The sequence below is a fragment of the Buttiauxella agrestis genome, from assembly GCF_900446255.1.
GTDB lineage: Bacteria > Pseudomonadota > Gammaproteobacteria > Enterobacterales > Enterobacteriaceae > Buttiauxella > Buttiauxella agrestis.
In genome coordinates this window covers 396,404-413,513 of the sequence record NZ_UIGI01000001.1, presented here as the reverse complement: position 1 = coordinate 413,513, position 17,110 = coordinate 396,404, and the positions used below count along the sequence as shown (strand labels likewise).

Below are 17,110 nucleotides of genomic sequence, written 5' to 3'. Positions count from 1 at the left end.
TAACTTCTCAAGCGACTATTAACGGCCGTAGCCTTTCAGATTCGCTTTCTTCAATGCAGACTCGTACTGACTTGACATCATCAGAGTTTGCACTTGAGCCATAAAGTCCATGATAACCACGACAACAATGAGCAGTGAGGTTCCACCGAAGTAGAAAGGCACTTTCATTGCGTCACGCATGAACTCCGGGATTAGGCAGATAAAGGTAATGTACAACGCACCAACCAAGGTCAGGCGGGTCATTACTTTATCAATATACTTCGCCGTTTGTTCTCCCGGACGAATTCCTGGTACAAATGCACCGGACTTCTTCAGGTTATCTGCTGTTTCACGAGGGTTGAAAACCAACGCCGTATAGAAGAAACAGAAGAAGATGATTGCAGACGCATAGAGTAACACATAAAGCGGTTGCCCAGGCTGCAAATACAGCGAAATTGTAGTCAGCCAGTTCCAACCGGTTCCGCCCCCAAACCACGATGCAATCGTTGCAGGGAACAGAATAATACTGGAAGCAAAGATTGCTGGAATAACACCAGCCATATTCACTTTCAGCGGTAAATGCGTGCTCTGCGCAGCATAGACACGACGACCTTGTTGACGTTTTGCGTAGTTTACCACAATGCGGCGTTGACCACGTTCAACAAAAACAACGAAGAAGGTCACTGCGAATACTAGTACTGCAACCAACAGCAACAGAAGGAAGTGCAGGTCGCCTTGCCTTGCTTGCTCGATAGTATGGCCAACGGCCGGCGGCAAACCCGCAACAATACCAGCGAAGATTATGATTGAGATACCGTTGCCGATACCACGCTCAGTAATCTGTTCGCCCAGCCACATAAGGAACATCGTTCCCGTGACAAGACTCACAACAGCGGTGAAGTAGAATGCAAAGCCTGGGTTTAACACCAGGCCCTGCATACCAGGCATATTCGGTAAACCGGTAGCAATACCGATTGACTGGAATATTGCCAACACCAGAGTTCCGTAACGGGTGTACTGACTAATCTTACGACGACCAGATTCCCCTTCTTTCTTCAACTCTGCTAACGCTGGGTGAACCACCGTTAACAGCTGGATAATAATCGATGCCGAAATATACGGCATGATACCCAATGCAAAGATAGAAGCACGGCTGAGAGCACCACCAGAGAACATGTTAAACATTTCAATGATAGTGCCTCGCTGTTGTTCAAGCAGTTTGGCAAGTACAGCGGCATCAATACCAGGGATCGGAATAAAAGAGCCAATGCGGAAAACAATCAGCGCACCGATAACAAACATCAGTCTGCGTTTCAGCTCACCTAGCCCGCCTTTAGCACTTTGAAAATCTAATCCCGGTTGCTTTGCCATCTGCTACTTATTCCTCGATTTTACCGCCAGCAGCTTCGATAGCAGCACGAGCGCCTTTAGTGACACGCAGGCCGCGAACAGTTACCGGACGAGAAACCTCGCCAGACAGAATCACTTTCGCGAATTCAATCTGAATACCGATAATGTTTGCTGCTTTCAGCGTGTTCAGGTCAACTACGTCGCCTTCAACTTTCGCCAGATCAGAGAGACGAATCTCACCGGTGATCATTGCTTTGCGAGAGGTGAAACCAAACTTCGGCAGACGACGGTACAACGGCATCTGACCACCTTCAAAACCGCGACGTACGCCACCGCCAGAACGAGAGTTCTGACCTTTGTGACCACGACCAGCGGTTTTACCGAGGCCAGAACCGATACCACGACCCAGACGCTTGGAAGCGTGCTTAGACCCTTCGGCCGGAGACAGAGTATTTAAACGCATCTCTTACTCCTCAACTTTAACCATGTAGGAAACCGCGTTGACCATACCACGTACAGCAGGAGTATCCTCGCGCTCTACGGTGTGGCCAATACGACGCAGACCCAGGCCAAGCAGCGTTGCCTTGTGTTTCGGCAAACGACCGATCGCACTGCGGGTTTGTGTAATTTTAATAGTCTTTGCCATGGTCAATTACCCCAGAATTTCTTCAACGGATTTACCACGCTTGGCAGCGACCATTTCCGGAGACTTCATATTCGCCAGGCCATCAATAGTTGCACGAACCACGTTAATCGGGTTGGTGGAACCATATGCTTTAGCCAAAACGTTATGAACTCCAGCGACTTCCAGAACGGCGCGCATTGCACCACCGGCAATAATACCGGTACCCTGGGAAGCCGGCTGCATGAACACACGAGATCCTGTATGCACACCTTTAACAGGGTGCTGCAGGGTGCCGTGGTTCAGCGCGACGTTAATCATGTTGCGACGGGCTTTTTCCATCGCTTTCTGGATAGCTGCTGGAACTTCACGCGCTTTTCCGTAACCAAAACCAATGCGACCGTTACCATCGCCAACCACTGTCAGAGCAGTGAAGGAGAAAATACGACCACCTTTAACGGTTTTAGATACGCGATTTACCGCGATCAGCTTTTCCTGCAGTTCGCCAGCTTGTTTTTCGATGTGAGCCATCTTACACCTCTACCTTAGAACTGAAGGCCAGCATCACGGGCAGCATCTGCCAGTGCCTGGACACGACCATGATATTGGAAACCAGCACGGTCAAAGGATACTTTCGTAATACCTTTTTCCAGTGCGCGCTCTGCAACAGCTTTACCCACAGCTGTAGCGGCGTCTTTATTTCCAGTGTACTTCAGTTGCTCAGCGATAGCTTTCTCTACAGTAGATGCAGCTACCAGGACTTCTGAACCGTTCGGTGCGATAACCTGTGCATAAATATGACGAGGCGTACGGTGAATCACCAGACGAGTCGCACCCAGTTCTTTGAGCTTGTGACGTGCGCGGGTCGCACGACGGATACGAGCAGATTTCTTATCCATAGTGTTACCTTACTTCTTCTTAGCCTCTTTGGTACGCACGACTTCGTCGGCGTAACGAACACCCTTGCCTTTATAAGGCTCAGGACGACGGTAGGCGCGCAGATCAGCAGCCACTTGTCCAATCATCTGCTTATCAGCGCCTTTCAGCACGATTTCAGTTTGAGTTGGACATTCAGCAGTGATTCCCGCTGGCAGAGCATGTTCAACAGGATGAGAGAAGCCCAGGGCCAAACTCACCGCATTGCCTTTAACTGCTGCACGATAACCTACACCAACCAGCTGCAGCTTCTTAGTGAAGCCTTCGGTAACACCGATAACCATTGCATTTAACAGCGCACGAGTGGTACCCGCTTGGGCCCACGCGTTAGCAAAACCTTCGCGTGGAGCGAAAGTCAGTGCATTATCAGCGTGTTTAACTTCAACAGCATCGTTGATTGTACGAGTCAGCTCGCCGTTCTTACCTTTGATCGAAATAACCTGACCGTTGAGTTTTACCTCTACGCCAGCAGGAATAACGACCGGTGCTTTAGCAACACGAGACATTTTATTCCTCCAATTAGGCTACGTAGCAGATAATTTCGCCACCAAGACCAGCTTGGCGCGCTGCACGATCAGTCATAACACCTTTAGAGGTAGAAACGACAGCAATACCCATACCGGCCATAACTTTAGGCAGCTCATCTTTTTTCTTATAGATGCGCAGACCTGGGCGGCTGACTCGCTGAATGCTCTCTACCACAGCCTTGCCCTGGAAATACTTAAGAGTCAGTTCCAGTTCAGGCTTGATGTCGCCTTCGATTTTAAAATCTTCAATATAGCCTTCTTCTTTCAGCACGTTGGCAATTGCCAATTTCAGCTTGGAGGAAGGCATGGTGACCGCAACTTTATTCGCGGCTTGACCGTTACGGATACGGGTCAGCATATCCGCGATCGGATCTTGCATGCTCATCTGTCTTTACTCCCGTGATTCAATTGGATATTACCAGCTAGCCTTCTTCAAGCCAGGTACTTCACCGCGCATAGCGGCTTCACGAAGCTTGATACGGCTCAACCCGAATTTGCCCACATAACCATGCGGACGACCAGTTTGGCGGCAGCGGTTACGCTGACGGGACGGGCTGGAATCACGCGGCAGAGACTGCAGCTTAAGAACAGCATCCCAACGATCTTCGTCGGATGAGTTCACACCAGAGATGATAGCTTTCAATTCCTCGCGTTTAGCGCGGTATTTGTCGGCCAGTTTCACGCGAACGACTTCGCGTGCTTTCATCGATTGCTTAGCCATTAGTAACCCTACCTTACTTACGGAATGGGAAGTTAAAGGCTGCCAGCAGAGCACGGCCTTCATCATCAGATTTCGCAGTAGTGGTAATGGTAATATCCAAACCACGAACGCGATCGACTTTGTCATAGTCGATTTCTGGGAAGATGATCTGCTCACGGACACCCATGCTGTAGTTACCACGACCATCGAATGACTTAGCGGACAAGCCACGGAAGTCACGGATACGCGGTACAGCAATGGTGATCAGGCGCTCAAGAAACTCCCACATGCGTTCGCCACGCAGAGTTACTTTACAGCCGATCGGATAGCCCTGACGGATTTTGAAGCCTGCAACTGATTTGCGTGCTTTGGTGATCAACGGCTTTTGACCGGAGATTGCTGTCAAGTCAGCTGCTGCGTTATCCAGCAGTTTCTTGTCAGCGATCGCTTCACCCACACCCATGTTCAGGGTGATCTTCTCGACCCGAGGGACTTGCATGACAGAATTGTAGTTAAACTCAGTCATGAGTTTTGTAACTACTTCGTCTTTGTAGTAATCATGCAGTTTCGCCATCGTACTACTCCAAATTACTTGATAGTTTCGCTGTTAGACTTGAAGAAACGGACTTTTTTGCCCTCTTCGAATCTAAAGCCTACACGGTCAGCCTTGCCGGTTGCCGCATTGAAGAGTGCAACGTTAGAAACTTGAATAGCAGCTTCTTTTTCAACGATGCCACCTGGTTGGTTCAGGGCCGGAACCGGCTTCTGATGTTTCTTAACCAGGTTAATACCTTCAACAATTAGCTTGCCGGAAGACAAGACATTCTTAACTTTACCGCGCTTACCTTTATCTTTACCGGTTAACACGATAACTTCGTCATCACGACGGATTTTAGCTGCCATGATTCGCTCCTTAGAGTACTTCTGGTGCCAGAGAGATAATTTTCATGAACTTTTCATTACGCAGTTCACGAGTTACCGGCCCAAAAATACGCGTGCCGATTGGTTGCTCGCTGTTATTATTTAAAATAACGCATGCATTACCATCGAAGCGAATGACAGAACCGTCCGGGCGACGAACACCCTTCCTGGTGCGCACCACTACCGCTTTCAGGACATCGCCTTTCTTCACCTTACCACGAGGAATTGCTTCCTTGATGGTAATTTTGATGATGTCGCCGACGCCTGCGTAGCGACGGTGCGAGCCACCCAGAACCTTGATACACATTACGCGACGCGCGCCGGAGTTGTCGGCTACGGTCAGCATAGTCTGTTCTTGGATCATTTCAGTGCTCCGCTAATGTCAACTACTACTTCGGGACCCATAATTAGGTCGTTAAAAAGCCCCATAAACGAGGGCGCGGCATTATAACACCGGTTCCTGAATATGGGTAGAAAAAATAAACGGCTCATTTACTGAGCCGTTTATTCGTTAGACAAAGCTCACTGTATTACAGAACAGCTTTATCTACAACGCGAACAAGCGTCCAGGACTTAGTCTTGGACAGTGGACGGCATTCGCGGATTTCAACCACGTCACCAATACCACATTCATTGCTCTCGTCATGTACGTGCAGTTTGGTCGTACGTTTGATGAATTTACCGTAAATCGGGTGTTTCACCACACGTTCGATAGCAACAACGATGGATTTCTCCATTTTGTTGCTAATCACGCGACCTTGCAGAGTACGGATTTTATCGGTCATTACGCACCCGCCTTCTGAGTCAATAAAGTCTTAACACGTGCAACATCACGACGCACTTGCTTCAGCAGGTGAGTCTGTTGCAGCTGGCCACTTGCTGCTTGCATACGCAGATTGAACTGCTCACGCAGCAAATTCAGCAGCTCGGTGTTCAGCTCTTCAACACTCTTTTCACGCAGCTCTTTTGCTTTCATTACATCACCGTCTTAGTTACAAAGGTGGTTTTAATCGGCAGTTTCGCTGCTGCCAGCTTGAATGCTTCACGGGCCAGCTCTTCTGGTACGCCGTCCATTTCATACAGGACTTTGCCAGGCTGAATCAAGGCAACCCAATACTCTACGTTGCCTTTACCTTTACCCATACGCACTTCAAGCGGCTTTTCGGTGATCGGTTTGTCCGGGAATACACGGATCCAGATCTTACCCTGACGCTTAACTGCACGGGTCATTGCACGACGTGCTGCTTCGATCTGACGTGCAGTCAGACGACCACGGCCAACAGCTTTCAGACCGAAAGTGCCGAAGCTAACATCCGTACCAGCAGCCAGACCACGGTTGCGGCCTTTGTGCACTTTACGGAATTTTGTACGCTTTGGTTGTAACACAGCGACTCTCCTTACTTACGGCCTTTACGCTGCTGCTTTTTAGGTTGAGCAGCCGGTTTTTCCGGTTGTTCAACAGCAGCCATCCCACCCAGGATCTCACCTTTGAAGATCCACACTTTAACGCCGATTACACCATAAGTGGTGTGCGCTTCAGAGGTGTTGTAGTCAATGTCAGCACGCAGTGTGTGCAATGGCACGCGACCTTCACGATACCATTCGGTACGTGCGATCTCAGCGCCACCCAGACGGCCGCTAACTTCAACTTTGATACCTTTAGCGCCCAGACGCATGGCGTTCTGTACAGCACGCTTCATAGCACGACGGAACATAACACGACGTTCCAGCTGTGAAGTGATGCTATCAGCAACCAATTTTGCGTCCAGTTCAGGCTTACGAACTTCGGCGATATTGATCTGTGCAGGAACGCCAGCGATATCCGCTACGACCTTGCGCAGTTTTTCTACGTCTTCGCCTTTCTTACCGATTACGATGCCAGGGCGAGCAGTGTGAATAGTCACACGGATGCTCTTAGCTGGACGCTCGATAACGATACGAGATACAGACGCCTTCGCCAGTTCCTTAGTCAGGTACTGACGAACTTTAAAATCGCTGTCCAGGTTGTCAGCGAATTCTTTGGTGTTCGCAAACCAAGTAGAGTTCCAAGGTTTTACAATACCCAGGCGAATACCATTAGGATGTACTTTCTGACCCATTGCTAGTCTCCAGAGTCTCAGCGATCGGACACAACCACAGTAATGTGGCTGGTGCGCTTCAGGATGCGATCTGCACGACCTTTTGCACGCGGCATAATGCGCTTCATGCTTGGGCCTGCGTCTACGAAGATTTTCGCGACTTTCAGATCGTCAATGTCAGCGCCATCGTTGTGTTCAGCGTTAGCAATGGCAGATTCCAGAACTTTCTTGACCAATACCGCAGCTTTCTTGTTGGTGAAGGTCAAAATTTCCAGTGCCTGCGACACTTTCTTACCGCGAATAAGGTCTGCAACAAGGCGAACCTTTTGAGCAGAAGAACGAGCGTGGCGATGTTGAGCTAAAGTTTCCATCTCTTCCTCCTACTTATTTCTTCTTGGCTTTTTTATCAGCAGCGTGGCCGCGATAAGTACGTGTCGGTGCAAATTCACCCAGTTTGTGACCGACCATTTCGTCGGAAACAAATACCGGAACATGCTGACGACCATTATGGACAGCGATGGTCAAACCGATCATGTTAGGAAAGATCGTTGAACGACGGGACCAAGTGCGCAGGGGCTTCTTGTCACCGCTTTCCACCGCTTTCTCTACCTTCTTCAGCAAGTGCAGGTCAATAAAAGGACCTTTCTTGAGAGAACGTGGCATGGCTTATCCTCTAAAATTATTTGCTACGGCGACGTACGATGAATTTATCAGTACGCTTGTTGCTGCGGGTCTTCTTACCTTTGGTCTGAACGCCCCACGGAGTTACCGGGTGCTTACCAAAGTTACGACCTTCACCACCACCGTGTGGGTGGTCGACTGGGTTCATCGCAGTACCGCGAACGGTAGGACGAACACCACGCCAGCGTGCAGCACCTGCTTTACCCAGAACGCGGAGCATATGCTCAGAGTTACCGACTTCGCCCATGGTTGCACGGCAGTCAGCTTCGACTTTACGCATTTCACCAGAACGCAGACGCAGGGTAACGTAAGCACCATCACGTGCAACGATCTGCACATAGGTACCAGCAGAACGTGCAAGCTGACCGCCTTTACCTGGTTTCATTTCTACGTTATGAACGGTAGAACCAACCGGGATATTGCGCATCGGCAGGGTGTTACCTGCTTTGATTGCAGCATCAACGCCAGATTGAATCTGGTCGCCAGCTTTCAGGCCTTTAGGGGCCAGGATGTAACGGCGTTCGCCATCTTTGTACAGAACCAGTGCGATGTTCGCAGAACGGTTCGGATCGTACTCAAGACGTTCAACAATTGCCGGGATACCGTCTTTGTTGCGTTTAAAGTCAACAATACGATAAGCCTGCTTGTGACCACCACCGATGTGACGAGTAGTGATACGACCATTGTTGTTACGGCCACCGGATTTGCTGTTTTTTTCAACCAGCGGAGCAAATGGTTTGCCCTTATGCAGCTCAGGGTTGACCACTTTAACTACGTGGCGACGACCCGGAGATGTCGGTTTACATTTAACAACTGCCATTGTTTTTCTCCTCCGACTTACTCAGCGCCGCCGACGAAGTCCAGATTCTGGCCTTCCTTCAGGGTGACGTAAGCTTTTTTCCAGTCGCTACGACGACCGATACGCTGTCCATGACGCTTAGTTTTACCTTTAACAACCAAGGTATTAACGCCTTTAACTTCAACTTCGAACAGTTTCTCAACAGCAGCAACGATCTCTGCTTTGGTCGCGTCTTTTGCAACTTTGAGAACGATGGTATTTGTTTTTTCCATCGCCATAGATGCTTTTTCAGATACGTGCGGCGCGCGCAGTACTTTCAGCAGACGTTCTTCACGGATCATGCCAGCATCTCCTCAACTTGCTTAACTGCATCAGCAGTCATAACGACTTTGTCGAAGGCGATCAGGCTAACTGGATCGATTGTTGCTGCATCGCGCACGTCAACCTTATGCAGGTTACGCGCAGCCAGGAACAGATTCTCATCCAGTTCGCCAGTTACGATCAGCACATCTTCCAGGGCCATGTCTTTCAGTTTCTGAGCAAGCAGCTTAGTTTTAGGCGCTTCTACAGAGAACGTCTCGACAACGATCAGACGATCCTGACGTACCAGTTCGGACAGAATGCTTTTCAGCGCTCCGCGGTACATCTTTTTGTTAACTTTTTGACTGTGGTCCTGCGGGCGAGCAGCGAAGGTTACGCCACCGGAACGCCAGATCGGGCTCTTGATAGAACCTGAACGCGCACGGCCGGTACCTTTCTGGCGCCACGGCTTTTTACCGGAACCAGTTACTTCAGCACGGGTCTTCTGAGCACGAGTACCTTGACGGGCACCAGCTGCATAAGCAACTACAACCTGGTGTACCAGCGCTTCGTTGAAATCACGACCGAAGGTAGTTTCGGAAACAGTCAGCGCGCTTTGCGCGTCTTTCAATACTAATTCCATTGCTATCTCCTCACGCCTTCACAGCTGGTTTAACAATAAGGTCGCTACCGGTTGCACCCGGAACTGCACCCTTAACCAGCAGCAGGTTGCGCTCAGCGTCAACGCGTACTACATCCAGGCTCTGAACAGTTACACGTTCGTTGCCCAGTTGGCCTGCCATTTTCTTGCCTTTGAACACTTTGCCCGGAGTCTGGTTCTGACCGATAGAACCCGGAACGCGGTGAGACAAGGAGTTACCGTGTGTAGCGTCCTGGGTACGGAAGTTCCAGCGCTTAACGGTACCTGCGAAACCTTTACCTTTAGAGGTGCCAGTTACGTCAACTTTTTTAACTTCAGCAAACAGCTCAACGCTAATGTCTTGACCTACAGTGAACTCTTCGCCTTCTGCAAGACGGAATTCCCAAAGGCCACGGCCAGCTTCTACGCCAGCTTTAGCGAAGTGACCAGCTTCCGGCTTAGTTACACGGCTAGCTTTTTTAGCGCCAGTGGTAACTTGAACAGCACGGTAGCCGTCGTTAGCCAGGTCTTTAACCTGAGTAACACGGTTTGCTTCTACTTCGATCACGGTTACTGGGATAGAAACGCCGTCTTCTGTGAAGATACGGGTCATACCCACTTTTTTACCGACTAAACCAATCATTGTTTCAACCTCTCAATCGTCAATGACCTGATTAACCCAGGCTGATCTGCACATCAACACCAGCAGCCAGATCCAGACGCATCAGAGCATCAACGGTTTTCTCAGTTGGCTCAACGATGTCAACCAGACGCTTGTGAGTGCGAATTTCGTACTGATCACGCGCGTCTTTGTTGACGTGCGGAGAGATCAGAACGGTAAAGCGCTCTTTGCGGGTCGGCAGCGGGATCGGACCACGTACTTGCGCACCAGTGCGCTTAGCAGTCTCGACGATTTCCGCAGTTGATTGATCGATCAGACGATGATCAAACGCTTTAAGGCGGATACGGATTCTTTGGCTCTGCATGAGACCATAGCTCCAATTATTTTATAGACGAAAAAAATCACTACTCGCACCCATTACGATTGATGGGGGAGTGTAATCGTTCATACATAGTTCCCCAATTGGGAACATTGTCGACAGCAGCTTCGCTGTCAGGCTCATATCGAGCCAGCCATCGATTAAGACAGGCCCGCGCATTATACGTAAATCTGCACCTTAAGCAAGCCATGGATACGAATTAAACAATCTTTTGTGCGGGAATACGATTCTCTTTGCAGGGTAAATGTCTTCCGTAAGTGGCGAGAGAACTTTTTGGGAAGACCCCTCGTAAATCAGCAATTGTCATTTTGCTTTGACCCATTCATTTCACTAGCTTGGGAAGACATCTTTTTGAAGAGTACTTTTACGTAATGTTTATCTCCTCTACCCCGGTCCTTTTACTTTTTATTGTCCTGCATGTTGGGCTTTTACTGCGCCTGGCCTGGATTGATTATCGAAGCTTGCTGCTACCGGATAGACTGAACTACCCTCTTTTGTGGTCTGGATTGATATTTCAAATCTGTTTTGCACCGGAACACTTATCTGACTGTGTACTTGGAGCCATTATCGGGTATTTGAGTTTGTGGGTACTCTATTGGGTTTACTATTACTGGCGAGGCTGGGAAGGAATTGGATACGGCGATATGAAATTGTTATCCGCCCTGGGGGCGTGGCATGGTTGGCAGAGTTTAGGATGGATAACATTAGCGGCGGCAACATCTGGATTGCTTTTTGCCTTGATAACAAAATTGTTACTGGGGAATCGTCTTTCACTTGCTACCACTCCGCTACCTTTCGGACCAAACCTCGCGATAGCGGGTGGTTCTGTAGGATGGATTTGCTCTTCCCTCCCACAGTTTAAAGAACTCAGTTTCCTTCTTTGATTTGCGATTGTAGATAATTTTGCAAACCAATTTTTGAAATGAGATCCAATTCAGTTTCTAACCAATCGATGTGATGCTCTTCTTCGGCAAGAATTTGTATCATCATATCCCGACTAACGTAGTCATGAATGGTATCTGCGTACGCAATGGCTTCGCGTAAATCTTTAGCGCCATCCATTTCTAAGTTGAGATCGGACTGAAGCATTTCTTCGACATCCTCTCCGATGTGAAGTTTGCCTAAGTCTTGTAGGTTAGGAATACCTTCGAGGAACAAAATCCGCTCGATATATTTATCGGCGTGTTTCATTTCATCGATGGATTCGTGGTATTCAACTTCGTTGAGGCGCATTAAGCCCCAGTTTTTGAACATTCTCGCATGGAGAAAATACTGATTGATCGCGACAAGCTCGTTTCCCAATAATTTATTGAGATAATTTATTATCTTAATATCACCTTTCATTTTTTACTCCCTCCGCTTCCACTACATGAAGCGTAGATGTAGCACGGAGTAAGTCAAAAAAAAGTGACTGGCTTAGGCGATCTCTTTAAATTCTGGGATCTGCAATAACTCTTCTTGCATGATTTCTCTTGCTGCGCGAATGCACTTGCCACATTGGTTTCCCACAGGCACAAACTTGCGAAGCTGCTGGAAAGATTGTGGATGAAACTGGCGTACAGCCTGCCGAATTTTTTTATCACTTACACCATTACACAAACAAACGTACATAAGCACTCCCGTTCAAATTACGCGCAAAGTGTAAATGAGAATAGTTATGATTACAATAGCACACGGATGTTTGATACAGGTGAGAAGCGGCAAAATAGGCAAAAAAAAAGAGCGCCTAAGCGCTCTTTTTTCATATAAAGGTATCAGCGATTAAGCGATAACTTTAGCAACAACACCAGCGCCTACAGTACGGCCGCCTTCACGGATTGCGAAACGCAGGCCGTCGTCCATTGCGATTGGGTGGATCAGGGTAACAACCATCTGAATGTTGTCGCCCGGCATGACCATCTCAACGCCTTCTGGCAGTTCGATGGTACCAGTCACGTCAGTTGTACGGAAGTAGAACTGTGGACGGTAGCCTTTGAAGAACGGAGTATGACGACCGCCTTCATCTTTGGACAGGATATAAACTTCTGACTCGAACTGAGTGTGCGGCTTGATAGAGCCTGGCTTAGCCAGAACCTGACCACGTTCGATATCTTCACGCTTAATACCACGCAGCAGAACACCAACGTTCTCACCAGCACGGCCTTCGTCCAGCAGTTTGCGGAACATTTCAACGCCAGTACAGGTAGATTTCACGGTATCTTTGATACCAACGATTTCTACTTCTTCGCCCACTTTAACGATACCACGCTCTACACGACCGGTAACAACAGTACCACGGCCGGAGATGGAGAATACGTCTTCGATTGGCAGCAGGAATGGCTTGTCGATAGCACGCTCTGGTTCTGGGATGTAGTTATCCAGGTGGCCAGCCAGCTCGATGATTTTAGCTTCCCACTCTGCTTCGCCTTCCAGCGCTTTCAGCGCTGAACCACGTACAACTGGGATATCGTCGCCCGGGAAGTCATAAGCAGACAGAAGTTCACGAACTTCCATTTCTACCAGTTCCAGCAGCTCTTCGTCATCAACCATGTCACATTTGTTCATGAACACGATCATGAATGGAACGCCAACCTGGCGACCCAGCAGGATGTGCTCGCGGGTCTGTGGCATTGGGCCATCAGTCGCAGCAACAACCAGGATAGCACCGTCCATCTGAGCAGCACCGGTGATCATGTTTTTGACGTAGTCGGCGTGCCCTGGGCAGTCAACGTGCGCGTAGTGGCGAGTCGGGGTGTCATATTCAACGTGGGAAGTGTTGATGGTGATACCACGAGCTTTTTCTTCTGGTGCGTTATCGATCTGGTCGAATGCACGAGCAGAACCGCCGTAGGTTTTAGCCAGAACGGTAGTGATTGCTGCAGTCAGAGTGGTTTTACCATGGTCAACGTGGCCGATAGTACCGACGTTGACGTGCGGTTTTGTACGTTCAAATTTTTCTTTAGACACGGCTATATTCCTTACTGTTGCGCTCTCCCCTCAAGGAGAGAGCACGGGATCAATGTTTTTTAAACTCGGGGCTTATTTACCGCGAGCTTCGATTACGGCCTGAGCAACGTTGTTTGGCGCGTCATCATACTTCAGGAATTCCATGGAGTAAGATGCACGACCTTTGGTCAGAGAACGCAATTGAGTTGCGTAACCGAACATTTCAGACAACGGAACTTCAGCGTGAATCTGAACGCCAGTAGCGTTAGATTCTTGACCTTTCAGCTGACCACGACGACGGCTAAGGTCACCGATAACGTCACCGGTGTTCTCTTCCGGAGTTTCAACTTCAACCTTCATGATAGGCTCAAGCAGAACTGGTTTTGCTTTCTTAAAGCCATCTTTGAAGGCGATAGAAGCGGCCAGTTTAAACGCCAGTTCGGAGGAGTCAACGTCGTGGTAAGAACCGAAGTGCAGACGCACGCCGAGATCTACTACTGGGTAACCCGCCAGAGGACCAGACTTCAGCTGCTCCTGGATGCCTTTATCAACAGCAGGGATGTATTCCGTTGGGATCACACCACCTTTGATGTCGTTGACGAACTCGTAACCTTTCGGATTCGAACCCGGCTCCAGTGGGTACATGTCGATAACAACATGACCGTACTGACCACGACCACCAGACTGCTTAGCGTGTTTACCTTCAACATCGGTAACTTTCGCGCGAATCGCTTCACGGTAAGCAACCTGAGGTTTACCAACGTTAGCTTCAACGTTGAATTCACGTTTCATACGGTCAACGATGATGTCGAGGTGAAGCTCACCCATACCAGCGATGATAGTCTGGTTGGTTTCTTCATCAGTCCATACGCGGAATGATGGATCTTCTTTAGCCAGACGACCCAGAGCCAGACCCATTTTTTCCTGGTCAGCTTTGGTTTTTGGTTCAACAGCGATCGAAATTACTGGCTCAGGGAATTCCATGCGCTCCAGAATGATCACGTTGTCCTGGTCACACAGGGTATCACCAGTAGTCACTTCTTTCAGACCAATAGCTGCAGCGATGTCGCCAGCGCGAACTTCTTTGATCTCTTCACGTTTGTTGGCGTGCATCTGTACGATACGGCCCAGACGCTCACGTGCTGATTTCACCGGGTTGAACACGGTATCACCAGAGTTAACCACGCCAGAGTAAACGCGGAAGAAGGTCAGGTTACCAACAAACGGGTCAGTTGCGATTTTGAACGCCAGAGCAGCAAACGGCTCGTTGTCGTCAGAGTGACGAACAGCCGGAGTGTCTTTACCGTCGTCCAGCATACCGTTAATCGCAGTAACGTCAGTTGGAGCTGGCAGGTATTCAACAACCGCATCCAGCATCGCCTGAACACCTTTGTTCTTAAATGCAGAACCACAGGTAACCAAGATAATTTCGTTGTTCAGTACGCGCTTACGCAGAGAAGTTTTGATCTCTTCTTCAGTCAGCTCTTCGCCACCAAAGAATTTCTCCATCAGTTCGTCAGAACCTTCAGCAGCGGCTTCAACCAGTTTCTGGCGCCATTCTTCGGCCAGTTCCTGCATATCAGCTGGGATCTCTTCGTATTCGAAGGTCACGCCCTGATCGGCTTCGTTCCAGTTGATGGCTTTCATTTTCACCAGGTCAACAACACCGGTGAATTTCTCTTCCGCGCCGATTGCCAATTGCAGAGGCACCGGAGTTGCGCCCAGACGTTTTTCAATCTGATCAACAACTTTCAGGAAGTTAGCACCCATACGGTCCATTTTGTTAACGAACGCGATACGTGGAACTTTATATTTGTTTGCCTGACGCCATACGGTCTCAGACTGTGGCTGAACACCACCAACAGCACAGTAAACCATTACCGCCCCATCAAGAACACGCATGGAACGTTCAACTTCGATGGTGAAGTCAACGTGCCCTGGGGTGTCGATGATGTTGATGTGGTGTGGTTCGAACTGTTTGGCCATACCAGACCAGAAACAGGTGGTCGCAGCAGACGTGATGGTAATACCACGTTCCTGCTCCTGCTCCATCCAGTCCATGGTGGCTGCGCCATCATGAACTTCACCGATTTTGTGGTTTACACCGGTGTAGAACAGAACACGTTCGGTAGTAGTAGTCTTACCGGCGTCGATGTGAGCACTGATACCGATGTTACGATAGCGCTCAATGGGTGTTTTACGAGCCATTTGATTCCTCTATATCCTAGGACGTTCATTTAAGTAACCCAAAGCGGGCAGCTCACATGAAGCGCCCGCTTGGTGACTAACACTCCGAAGGGATTACCAACGGTAGTGAGCGAACGCCTTGTTGGCTTCAGCCATACGGTGAACGTCTTCACGTTTCTTAACTGCAGTGCCTTTATTTTCTGCAGCATCAGAAAGTTCGTTCGCCAGGCGAAGAGCCATGGATTTATCACCGCGTTTACGAGCAGCTTCTACGATCCAACGCATTGCCAGAGCATTGCGACGAACCGGACGTACTTCTACTGGAACCTGATAAGTAGAACCACCAACACGGCGGGACTTAACTTCGACAGTCGGACGAACGTTGTCCAGAGCGACTTCGAAAGCTTCCAGAGCTTGTTTACCAGAACGCTGAGCCAGGGTCTCCAGCGCGGTATACACGATAGATTCAGCAGTAGATTTCTTACCATCTACCATCAGAATGTTTACAAATTTGGCCAGCAACTCTGATCCGAACTTAGGATCTGGAAGAATTTTACGTTGACCAATGACGCGACGACGTGGCATGGGAATACTCCGTTGTTAATTCAGGGTTGTCCAAAACTCTATTGAGTTTGACATTTATTTAAAACGTTTGGCCTTACTTAACGGAAACCATTAAGCCTTAGGACGTTTCACGCCATACTTGGAACGAGATTGCTTACGGTCTTTAACGCCGGAGCAGTCAAGTGCACCACGAACGGTGTGGTAACGAACACCTGGCAAGTCTTTTACACGACCACCACGGATCAGGATCACGGAGTGTTCCTGCAGGTTGTGACCTTCACCGCCGATGTAGGAGGTAACTTCAAAACCGTTAGTCAAACGCACACGGCATACTTTACGCAGTGCGGAGTTTGGTTTCTTAGGAGTGGTAGTATATACACGAGTACATACGCCACGTTTCTGCGGGCAGGCTTCCAGCGCAGGCACGTTGCTTTTTGCAACTTTGCGAGCGCGTGGTTTGCGAACCAGCTGATTAACTGTTGCCATTAAATAGCTCCTGGTTTTAGCTTTTGCTTCGTAAACACGTAATAAAACGGCCTCATATAATATGAGGACGCAGAATTTTAGGGCTGAGCCGAAAAGGTGTCAAGAAATATACAACAATCCTGGATTTTACCAGGTAATCTGCTGTTCGTGTTTAACTGTCAATCCGACGAAATCAGTATAGCTGACCTTGCCTATGCCGTTCGAAATTTGAGCAGTTAAGCCACGAGCCTCGATATCTTCGTGCAGCGCGTAAATAGAAATGGGGGCGCAGAGCAGTAAATCAAGGGCTTTGGTCCCTGATAACGCCGCGATGACCGCATTTTGTATCAATAAAAGATCGTCGCCAGGCTTCACACAGCGCAGCAACGATTCAAGATCTGTTTGAAAAGGTGAGTGTTGTAAAATATGCAGCAT

General features: G+C 48.9%; 30 protein-coding genes. 1 reads left to right on the top strand and 29 read right to left on the bottom strand.

Translation table 11 applies throughout. The annotated features are described in order from the left end of the window. Positions 1–18 precede the first annotated feature (18 nt). From secY to rpsJ, 22 genes are all read right to left on the bottom strand, one after another. On the bottom strand, positions 19–1,350 hold the full coding sequence (secY, locus tag DY231_RS02030) for a preprotein translocase subunit SecY (RefSeq protein ID WP_034499015.1): 1,332 nt from the start codon (positions 1,348–1,350) through the stop codon (positions 19–21). A gap of 7 nt (positions 1,351–1,357) precedes the next feature. Further along, complete coding sequence (gene rplO / locus DY231_RS02025; protein ID WP_034499019.1) at positions 1,358–1,792, bottom strand: 50S ribosomal protein L15; 435 nt, start codon at positions 1,790–1,792, stop codon at positions 1,358–1,360. 3 nt (positions 1,793–1,795) lie between these two features. Continuing rightward, positions 1,796–1,975 carry a 50S ribosomal protein L30 gene (gene rpmD, locus DY231_RS02020; protein ID WP_004846568.1) on the bottom strand — a complete coding sequence of 60 codons (180 nt, stop codon included), beginning with the start codon at positions 1,973–1,975 and terminating at the stop codon, positions 1,796–1,798. A 6-nt stretch (positions 1,976–1,981) separates the two neighbouring features. Next, the gene (rpsE, locus tag DY231_RS02015) at positions 1,982–2,482 is read right to left on the bottom strand and encodes a 30S ribosomal protein S5 (protein WP_034461766.1); all 501 of its coding nucleotides are present in this window, start codon (positions 2,480–2,482) and stop codon (positions 1,982–1,984) included. A gap of 14 nt (positions 2,483–2,496) precedes the next feature. Next, a complete protein-coding gene (rplR, locus tag DY231_RS02010; protein ID WP_034461768.1) occupies positions 2,497–2,850 on the bottom strand; it encodes a 50S ribosomal protein L18 in 354 nt (117 codons plus the stop codon). 9 nt (positions 2,851–2,859) lie between these two features. Further along, complete coding sequence (rplF, locus tag DY231_RS02005; protein WP_034461769.1) at positions 2,860–3,393, bottom strand: 50S ribosomal protein L6; 534 nt, start codon at positions 3,391–3,393, stop codon at positions 2,860–2,862. Between the two features lie 13 nt (positions 3,394–3,406). Beyond that, positions 3,407–3,799, bottom strand: a complete 393-nt coding sequence (gene rpsH / locus DY231_RS02000) for a 30S ribosomal protein S8 (protein WP_034461770.1) — start codon at positions 3,797–3,799, stop codon at positions 3,407–3,409. A gap of 30 nt (positions 3,800–3,829) precedes the next feature. Then, positions 3,830–4,135: a 30S ribosomal protein S14 gene (rpsN, locus tag DY231_RS01995; protein WP_034499021.1), complete on the bottom strand. Its 306-nt coding sequence runs from the start codon at positions 4,133–4,135 to the stop codon at positions 3,830–3,832. 13 nt (positions 4,136–4,148) lie between these two features. After that, complete coding sequence (rplE, locus tag DY231_RS01990) at positions 4,149–4,688, bottom strand: 50S ribosomal protein L5 (protein WP_034461772.1); 540 nt, start codon at positions 4,686–4,688, stop codon at positions 4,149–4,151. Positions 4,689–4,702: 14 nt separating this feature from the next. Continuing rightward, positions 4,703–5,017, bottom strand: a complete 315-nt coding sequence (gene rplX, locus DY231_RS01985) for a 50S ribosomal protein L24 (protein ID WP_034461774.1) — start codon at positions 5,015–5,017, stop codon at positions 4,703–4,705. 10 nt (positions 5,018–5,027) lie between these two features. Further along, entirely contained in the window at positions 5,028–5,399 is a 372-nt protein-coding gene (gene rplN / locus DY231_RS01980; protein ID WP_002438705.1) for a 50S ribosomal protein L14, read from the bottom strand. Between the two features lie 166 nt (positions 5,400–5,565). Beyond that, complete coding sequence (gene rpsQ, locus DY231_RS01975; protein ID WP_034499024.1) at positions 5,566–5,820, bottom strand: 30S ribosomal protein S17; 255 nt, start codon at positions 5,818–5,820, stop codon at positions 5,566–5,568. Further along, positions 5,820–6,011: a 50S ribosomal protein L29 gene (rpmC, locus tag DY231_RS01970; RefSeq protein ID WP_008457158.1), complete on the bottom strand. Its 192-nt coding sequence runs from the start codon at positions 6,009–6,011 to the stop codon at positions 5,820–5,822. The genes rpsQ and rpmC overlap by 1 nt, the downstream gene beginning before the upstream one ends. Next, positions 6,011–6,421, bottom strand: coding sequence for a 50S ribosomal protein L16 (gene rplP, locus DY231_RS01965; RefSeq protein ID WP_008927134.1), 411 nt, complete (start codon positions 6,419–6,421; stop codon positions 6,011–6,013). The genes rpmC and rplP overlap by 1 nt, the downstream gene beginning before the upstream one ends. Positions 6,422–6,432: 11 nt before the next feature. After that, positions 6,433–7,134 carry a 30S ribosomal protein S3 gene (gene rpsC / locus DY231_RS01960; RefSeq protein WP_000529945.1) on the bottom strand — a complete coding sequence of 234 codons (702 nt, stop codon included), beginning with the start codon at positions 7,132–7,134 and terminating at the stop codon, positions 6,433–6,435. Between the two features lie 17 nt (positions 7,135–7,151). Continuing rightward, a complete protein-coding gene (gene rplV / locus DY231_RS01955) occupies positions 7,152–7,484 on the bottom strand; it encodes a 50S ribosomal protein L22 (RefSeq protein WP_034461779.1) in 333 nt (110 codons plus the stop codon). A gap of 13 nt (positions 7,485–7,497) precedes the next feature. After that, a complete protein-coding gene (rpsS, locus tag DY231_RS01950) occupies positions 7,498–7,776 on the bottom strand; it encodes a 30S ribosomal protein S19 (protein WP_001138115.1) in 279 nt (92 codons plus the stop codon). A 16-nt stretch (positions 7,777–7,792) separates the two neighbouring features. Beyond that, the gene (rplB, locus tag DY231_RS01945) at positions 7,793–8,614 is read right to left on the bottom strand and encodes a 50S ribosomal protein L2 (protein WP_034499027.1); all 822 of its coding nucleotides are present in this window, start codon (positions 8,612–8,614) and stop codon (positions 7,793–7,795) included. Positions 8,615–8,631: 17 nt separating this feature from the next. Further along, positions 8,632–8,934 carry a 50S ribosomal protein L23 gene (gene rplW / locus DY231_RS01940; protein WP_034499029.1) on the bottom strand — a complete coding sequence of 101 codons (303 nt, stop codon included), beginning with the start codon at positions 8,932–8,934 and terminating at the stop codon, positions 8,632–8,634. Further along, positions 8,931–9,536 (bottom strand): 50S ribosomal protein L4, encoded by a 606-nt coding sequence (rplD, locus tag DY231_RS01935; protein WP_034499031.1) that lies wholly within the window; start codon positions 9,534–9,536, stop codon positions 8,931–8,933. The genes rplW and rplD overlap by 4 nt, the downstream gene beginning before the upstream one ends. A 10-nt stretch (positions 9,537–9,546) precedes the next feature. After that, a complete protein-coding gene (gene rplC / locus DY231_RS01930) occupies positions 9,547–10,176 on the bottom strand; it encodes a 50S ribosomal protein L3 (protein ID WP_034461783.1) in 630 nt (209 codons plus the stop codon). Between the two features lie 31 nt (positions 10,177–10,207). Further along, positions 10,208–10,519, bottom strand: a complete 312-nt coding sequence (gene rpsJ / locus DY231_RS01925; protein WP_034461784.1) for a 30S ribosomal protein S10 — start codon at positions 10,517–10,519, stop codon at positions 10,208–10,210. A 386-nt stretch (positions 10,520–10,905) separates the two neighbouring features. Here rpsJ and DY231_RS01920 point away from each other — a divergent pair, with 386 nt between their 5' ends. Beyond that, positions 10,906–11,418 (top strand): prepilin peptidase, encoded by a 513-nt coding sequence (locus DY231_RS01920; RefSeq protein WP_115627102.1) that lies wholly within the window; start codon positions 10,906–10,908, stop codon positions 11,416–11,418. Here DY231_RS01920 and bfr read toward each other — a convergent pair. The 7 genes from bfr to tusB form a co-directional block, all read right to left on the bottom strand. After that, complete coding sequence (gene bfr, locus DY231_RS01915) at positions 11,402–11,878, bottom strand: bacterioferritin (protein ID WP_034499033.1); 477 nt, start codon at positions 11,876–11,878, stop codon at positions 11,402–11,404. The two genes, DY231_RS01920 and bfr, sit on opposite strands and share 17 nt — an antisense overlap. A 72-nt stretch (positions 11,879–11,950) precedes the next feature. Continuing rightward, complete coding sequence (gene bfd / locus DY231_RS01910) at positions 11,951–12,145, bottom strand: bacterioferritin-associated ferredoxin (protein ID WP_034461786.1); 195 nt, start codon at positions 12,143–12,145, stop codon at positions 11,951–11,953. A 150-nt stretch (positions 12,146–12,295) separates the two neighbouring features. Continuing rightward, a complete protein-coding gene (tuf, locus tag DY231_RS01900; protein ID WP_115627101.1) occupies positions 12,296–13,480 on the bottom strand; it encodes an elongation factor Tu in 1,185 nt (394 codons plus the stop codon). A gap of 72 nt (positions 13,481–13,552) precedes the next feature. Then, the gene (gene fusA, locus DY231_RS01895; protein ID WP_034499038.1) at positions 13,553–15,667 is read right to left on the bottom strand and encodes an elongation factor G; all 2,115 of its coding nucleotides are present in this window, start codon (positions 15,665–15,667) and stop codon (positions 13,553–13,555) included. A gap of 93 nt (positions 15,668–15,760) precedes the next feature. Beyond that, positions 15,761–16,231: a 30S ribosomal protein S7 gene (gene rpsG, locus DY231_RS01890; RefSeq protein WP_034499040.1), complete on the bottom strand. Its 471-nt coding sequence runs from the start codon at positions 16,229–16,231 to the stop codon at positions 15,761–15,763. Between the two features lie 90 nt (positions 16,232–16,321). Continuing rightward, positions 16,322–16,696, bottom strand: coding sequence for a 30S ribosomal protein S12 (gene rpsL, locus DY231_RS01885; protein ID WP_003023654.1), 375 nt, complete (start codon positions 16,694–16,696; stop codon positions 16,322–16,324). A gap of 126 nt (positions 16,697–16,822) precedes the next feature. Further along, positions 16,823–17,110 (bottom strand): sulfurtransferase complex subunit TusB, encoded by a 288-nt coding sequence (gene tusB, locus DY231_RS01880; protein WP_115627100.1) that lies wholly within the window; start codon positions 17,108–17,110, stop codon positions 16,823–16,825.

Coding starts and splice junctions, on each gene's coding strand:
- secY (WP_034499015.1), bottom strand. CDS start 1,350: ATGGCAAAGCAACCGGGATTAGATTTTCAAAGTGCTAAAGGCGGGCTA.
- rplO (WP_034499019.1), bottom strand. CDS start 1,792: ATGCGTTTAAATACTCTGTCTCCGGCCGAAGGGTCTAAGCACGCTTCC.
- rpmD (WP_004846568.1), bottom strand. CDS start 1,975: ATGGCAAAGACTATTAAAATTACACAAACCCGCAGTGCGATCGGTCGT.
- rpsE (WP_034461766.1), bottom strand. CDS start 2,482: ATGGCTCACATCGAAAAACAAGCTGGCGAACTGCAGGAAAAGCTGATC.
- rplR (WP_034461768.1), bottom strand. CDS start 2,850: ATGGATAAGAAATCTGCTCGTATCCGTCGTGCGACCCGCGCACGTCAC.
- rplF (WP_034461769.1), bottom strand. CDS start 3,393: ATGTCTCGTGTTGCTAAAGCACCGGTCGTTATTCCTGCTGGCGTAGAG.
- rpsH (WP_034461770.1), bottom strand. CDS start 3,799: ATGAGCATGCAAGATCCGATCGCGGATATGCTGACCCGTATCCGTAAC.
- rpsN (WP_034499021.1), bottom strand. CDS start 4,135: ATGGCTAAGCAATCGATGAAAGCACGCGAAGTCGTTCGCGTGAAACTG.
- rplE (WP_034461772.1), bottom strand. CDS start 4,688: ATGGCGAAACTGCATGATTACTACAAAGACGAAGTAGTTACAAAACTC.
- rplX (WP_034461774.1), bottom strand. CDS start 5,017: ATGGCAGCTAAAATCCGTCGTGATGACGAAGTTATCGTGTTAACCGGT.
- rplN (WP_002438705.1), bottom strand. CDS start 5,399: ATGATCCAAGAACAGACTATGCTGACCGTAGCCGACAACTCCGGCGCG.
- rpsQ (WP_034499024.1), bottom strand. CDS start 5,820: ATGACCGATAAAATCCGTACTCTGCAAGGTCGCGTGATTAGCAACAAA.
- rpmC (WP_008457158.1), bottom strand. CDS start 6,011: ATGAAAGCAAAAGAGCTGCGTGAAAAGAGTGTTGAAGAGCTGAACACC.
- rpsC (WP_000529945.1), bottom strand. CDS start 7,134: ATGGGTCAGAAAGTACATCCTAATGGTATTCGCCTGGGTATTGTAAAA.
- rplV (WP_034461779.1), bottom strand. CDS start 7,484: ATGGAAACTTTAGCTCAACATCGCCACGCTCGTTCTTCTGCTCAAAAG.
- rpsS (WP_001138115.1), bottom strand. CDS start 7,776: ATGCCACGTTCTCTCAAGAAAGGTCCTTTTATTGACCTGCACTTGCTG.
- rplB (WP_034499027.1), bottom strand. CDS start 8,614: ATGGCAGTTGTTAAATGTAAACCGACATCTCCGGGTCGTCGCCACGTA.
- rplW (WP_034499029.1), bottom strand. CDS start 8,934: ATGATCCGTGAAGAACGTCTGCTGAAAGTACTGCGCGCGCCGCACGTA.
- rplD (WP_034499031.1), bottom strand. CDS start 9,536: ATGGAATTAGTATTGAAAGACGCGCAAAGCGCGCTGACTGTTTCCGAA.
- rplC (WP_034461783.1), bottom strand. CDS start 10,176: ATGATTGGTTTAGTCGGTAAAAAAGTGGGTATGACCCGTATCTTCACA.
- rpsJ (WP_034461784.1), bottom strand. CDS start 10,519: ATGCAGAGCCAAAGAATCCGTATCCGCCTTAAAGCGTTTGATCATCGT.
- DY231_RS01920 (WP_115627102.1), top strand. CDS start 10,906: ATGTTTATCTCCTCTACCCCGGTCCTTTTACTTTTTATTGTCCTGCAT.
- bfr (WP_034499033.1), bottom strand. CDS start 11,878: ATGAAAGGTGATATTAAGATAATAAATTATCTCAATAAATTATTGGGA.
- bfd (WP_034461786.1), bottom strand. CDS start 12,145: ATGTACGTTTGTTTGTGTAATGGTGTAAGTGATAAAAAAATTCGGCAG.
- fusA (WP_034499038.1), bottom strand. CDS start 15,667: ATGGCTCGTAAAACACCCATTGAGCGCTATCGTAACATCGGTATCAGT.
- rpsG (WP_034499040.1), bottom strand. CDS start 16,231: ATGCCACGTCGTCGCGTCATTGGTCAACGTAAAATTCTTCCAGATCCT.
- rpsL (WP_003023654.1), bottom strand. CDS start 16,696: ATGGCAACAGTTAATCAGCTGGTTCGCAAACCACGCGCTCGCAAAGTT.
- tusB (WP_115627100.1), bottom strand. CDS start 17,110: ATGCTGCATATTTTACAACACTCACCTTTTCAAACAGATCTTGAATCG.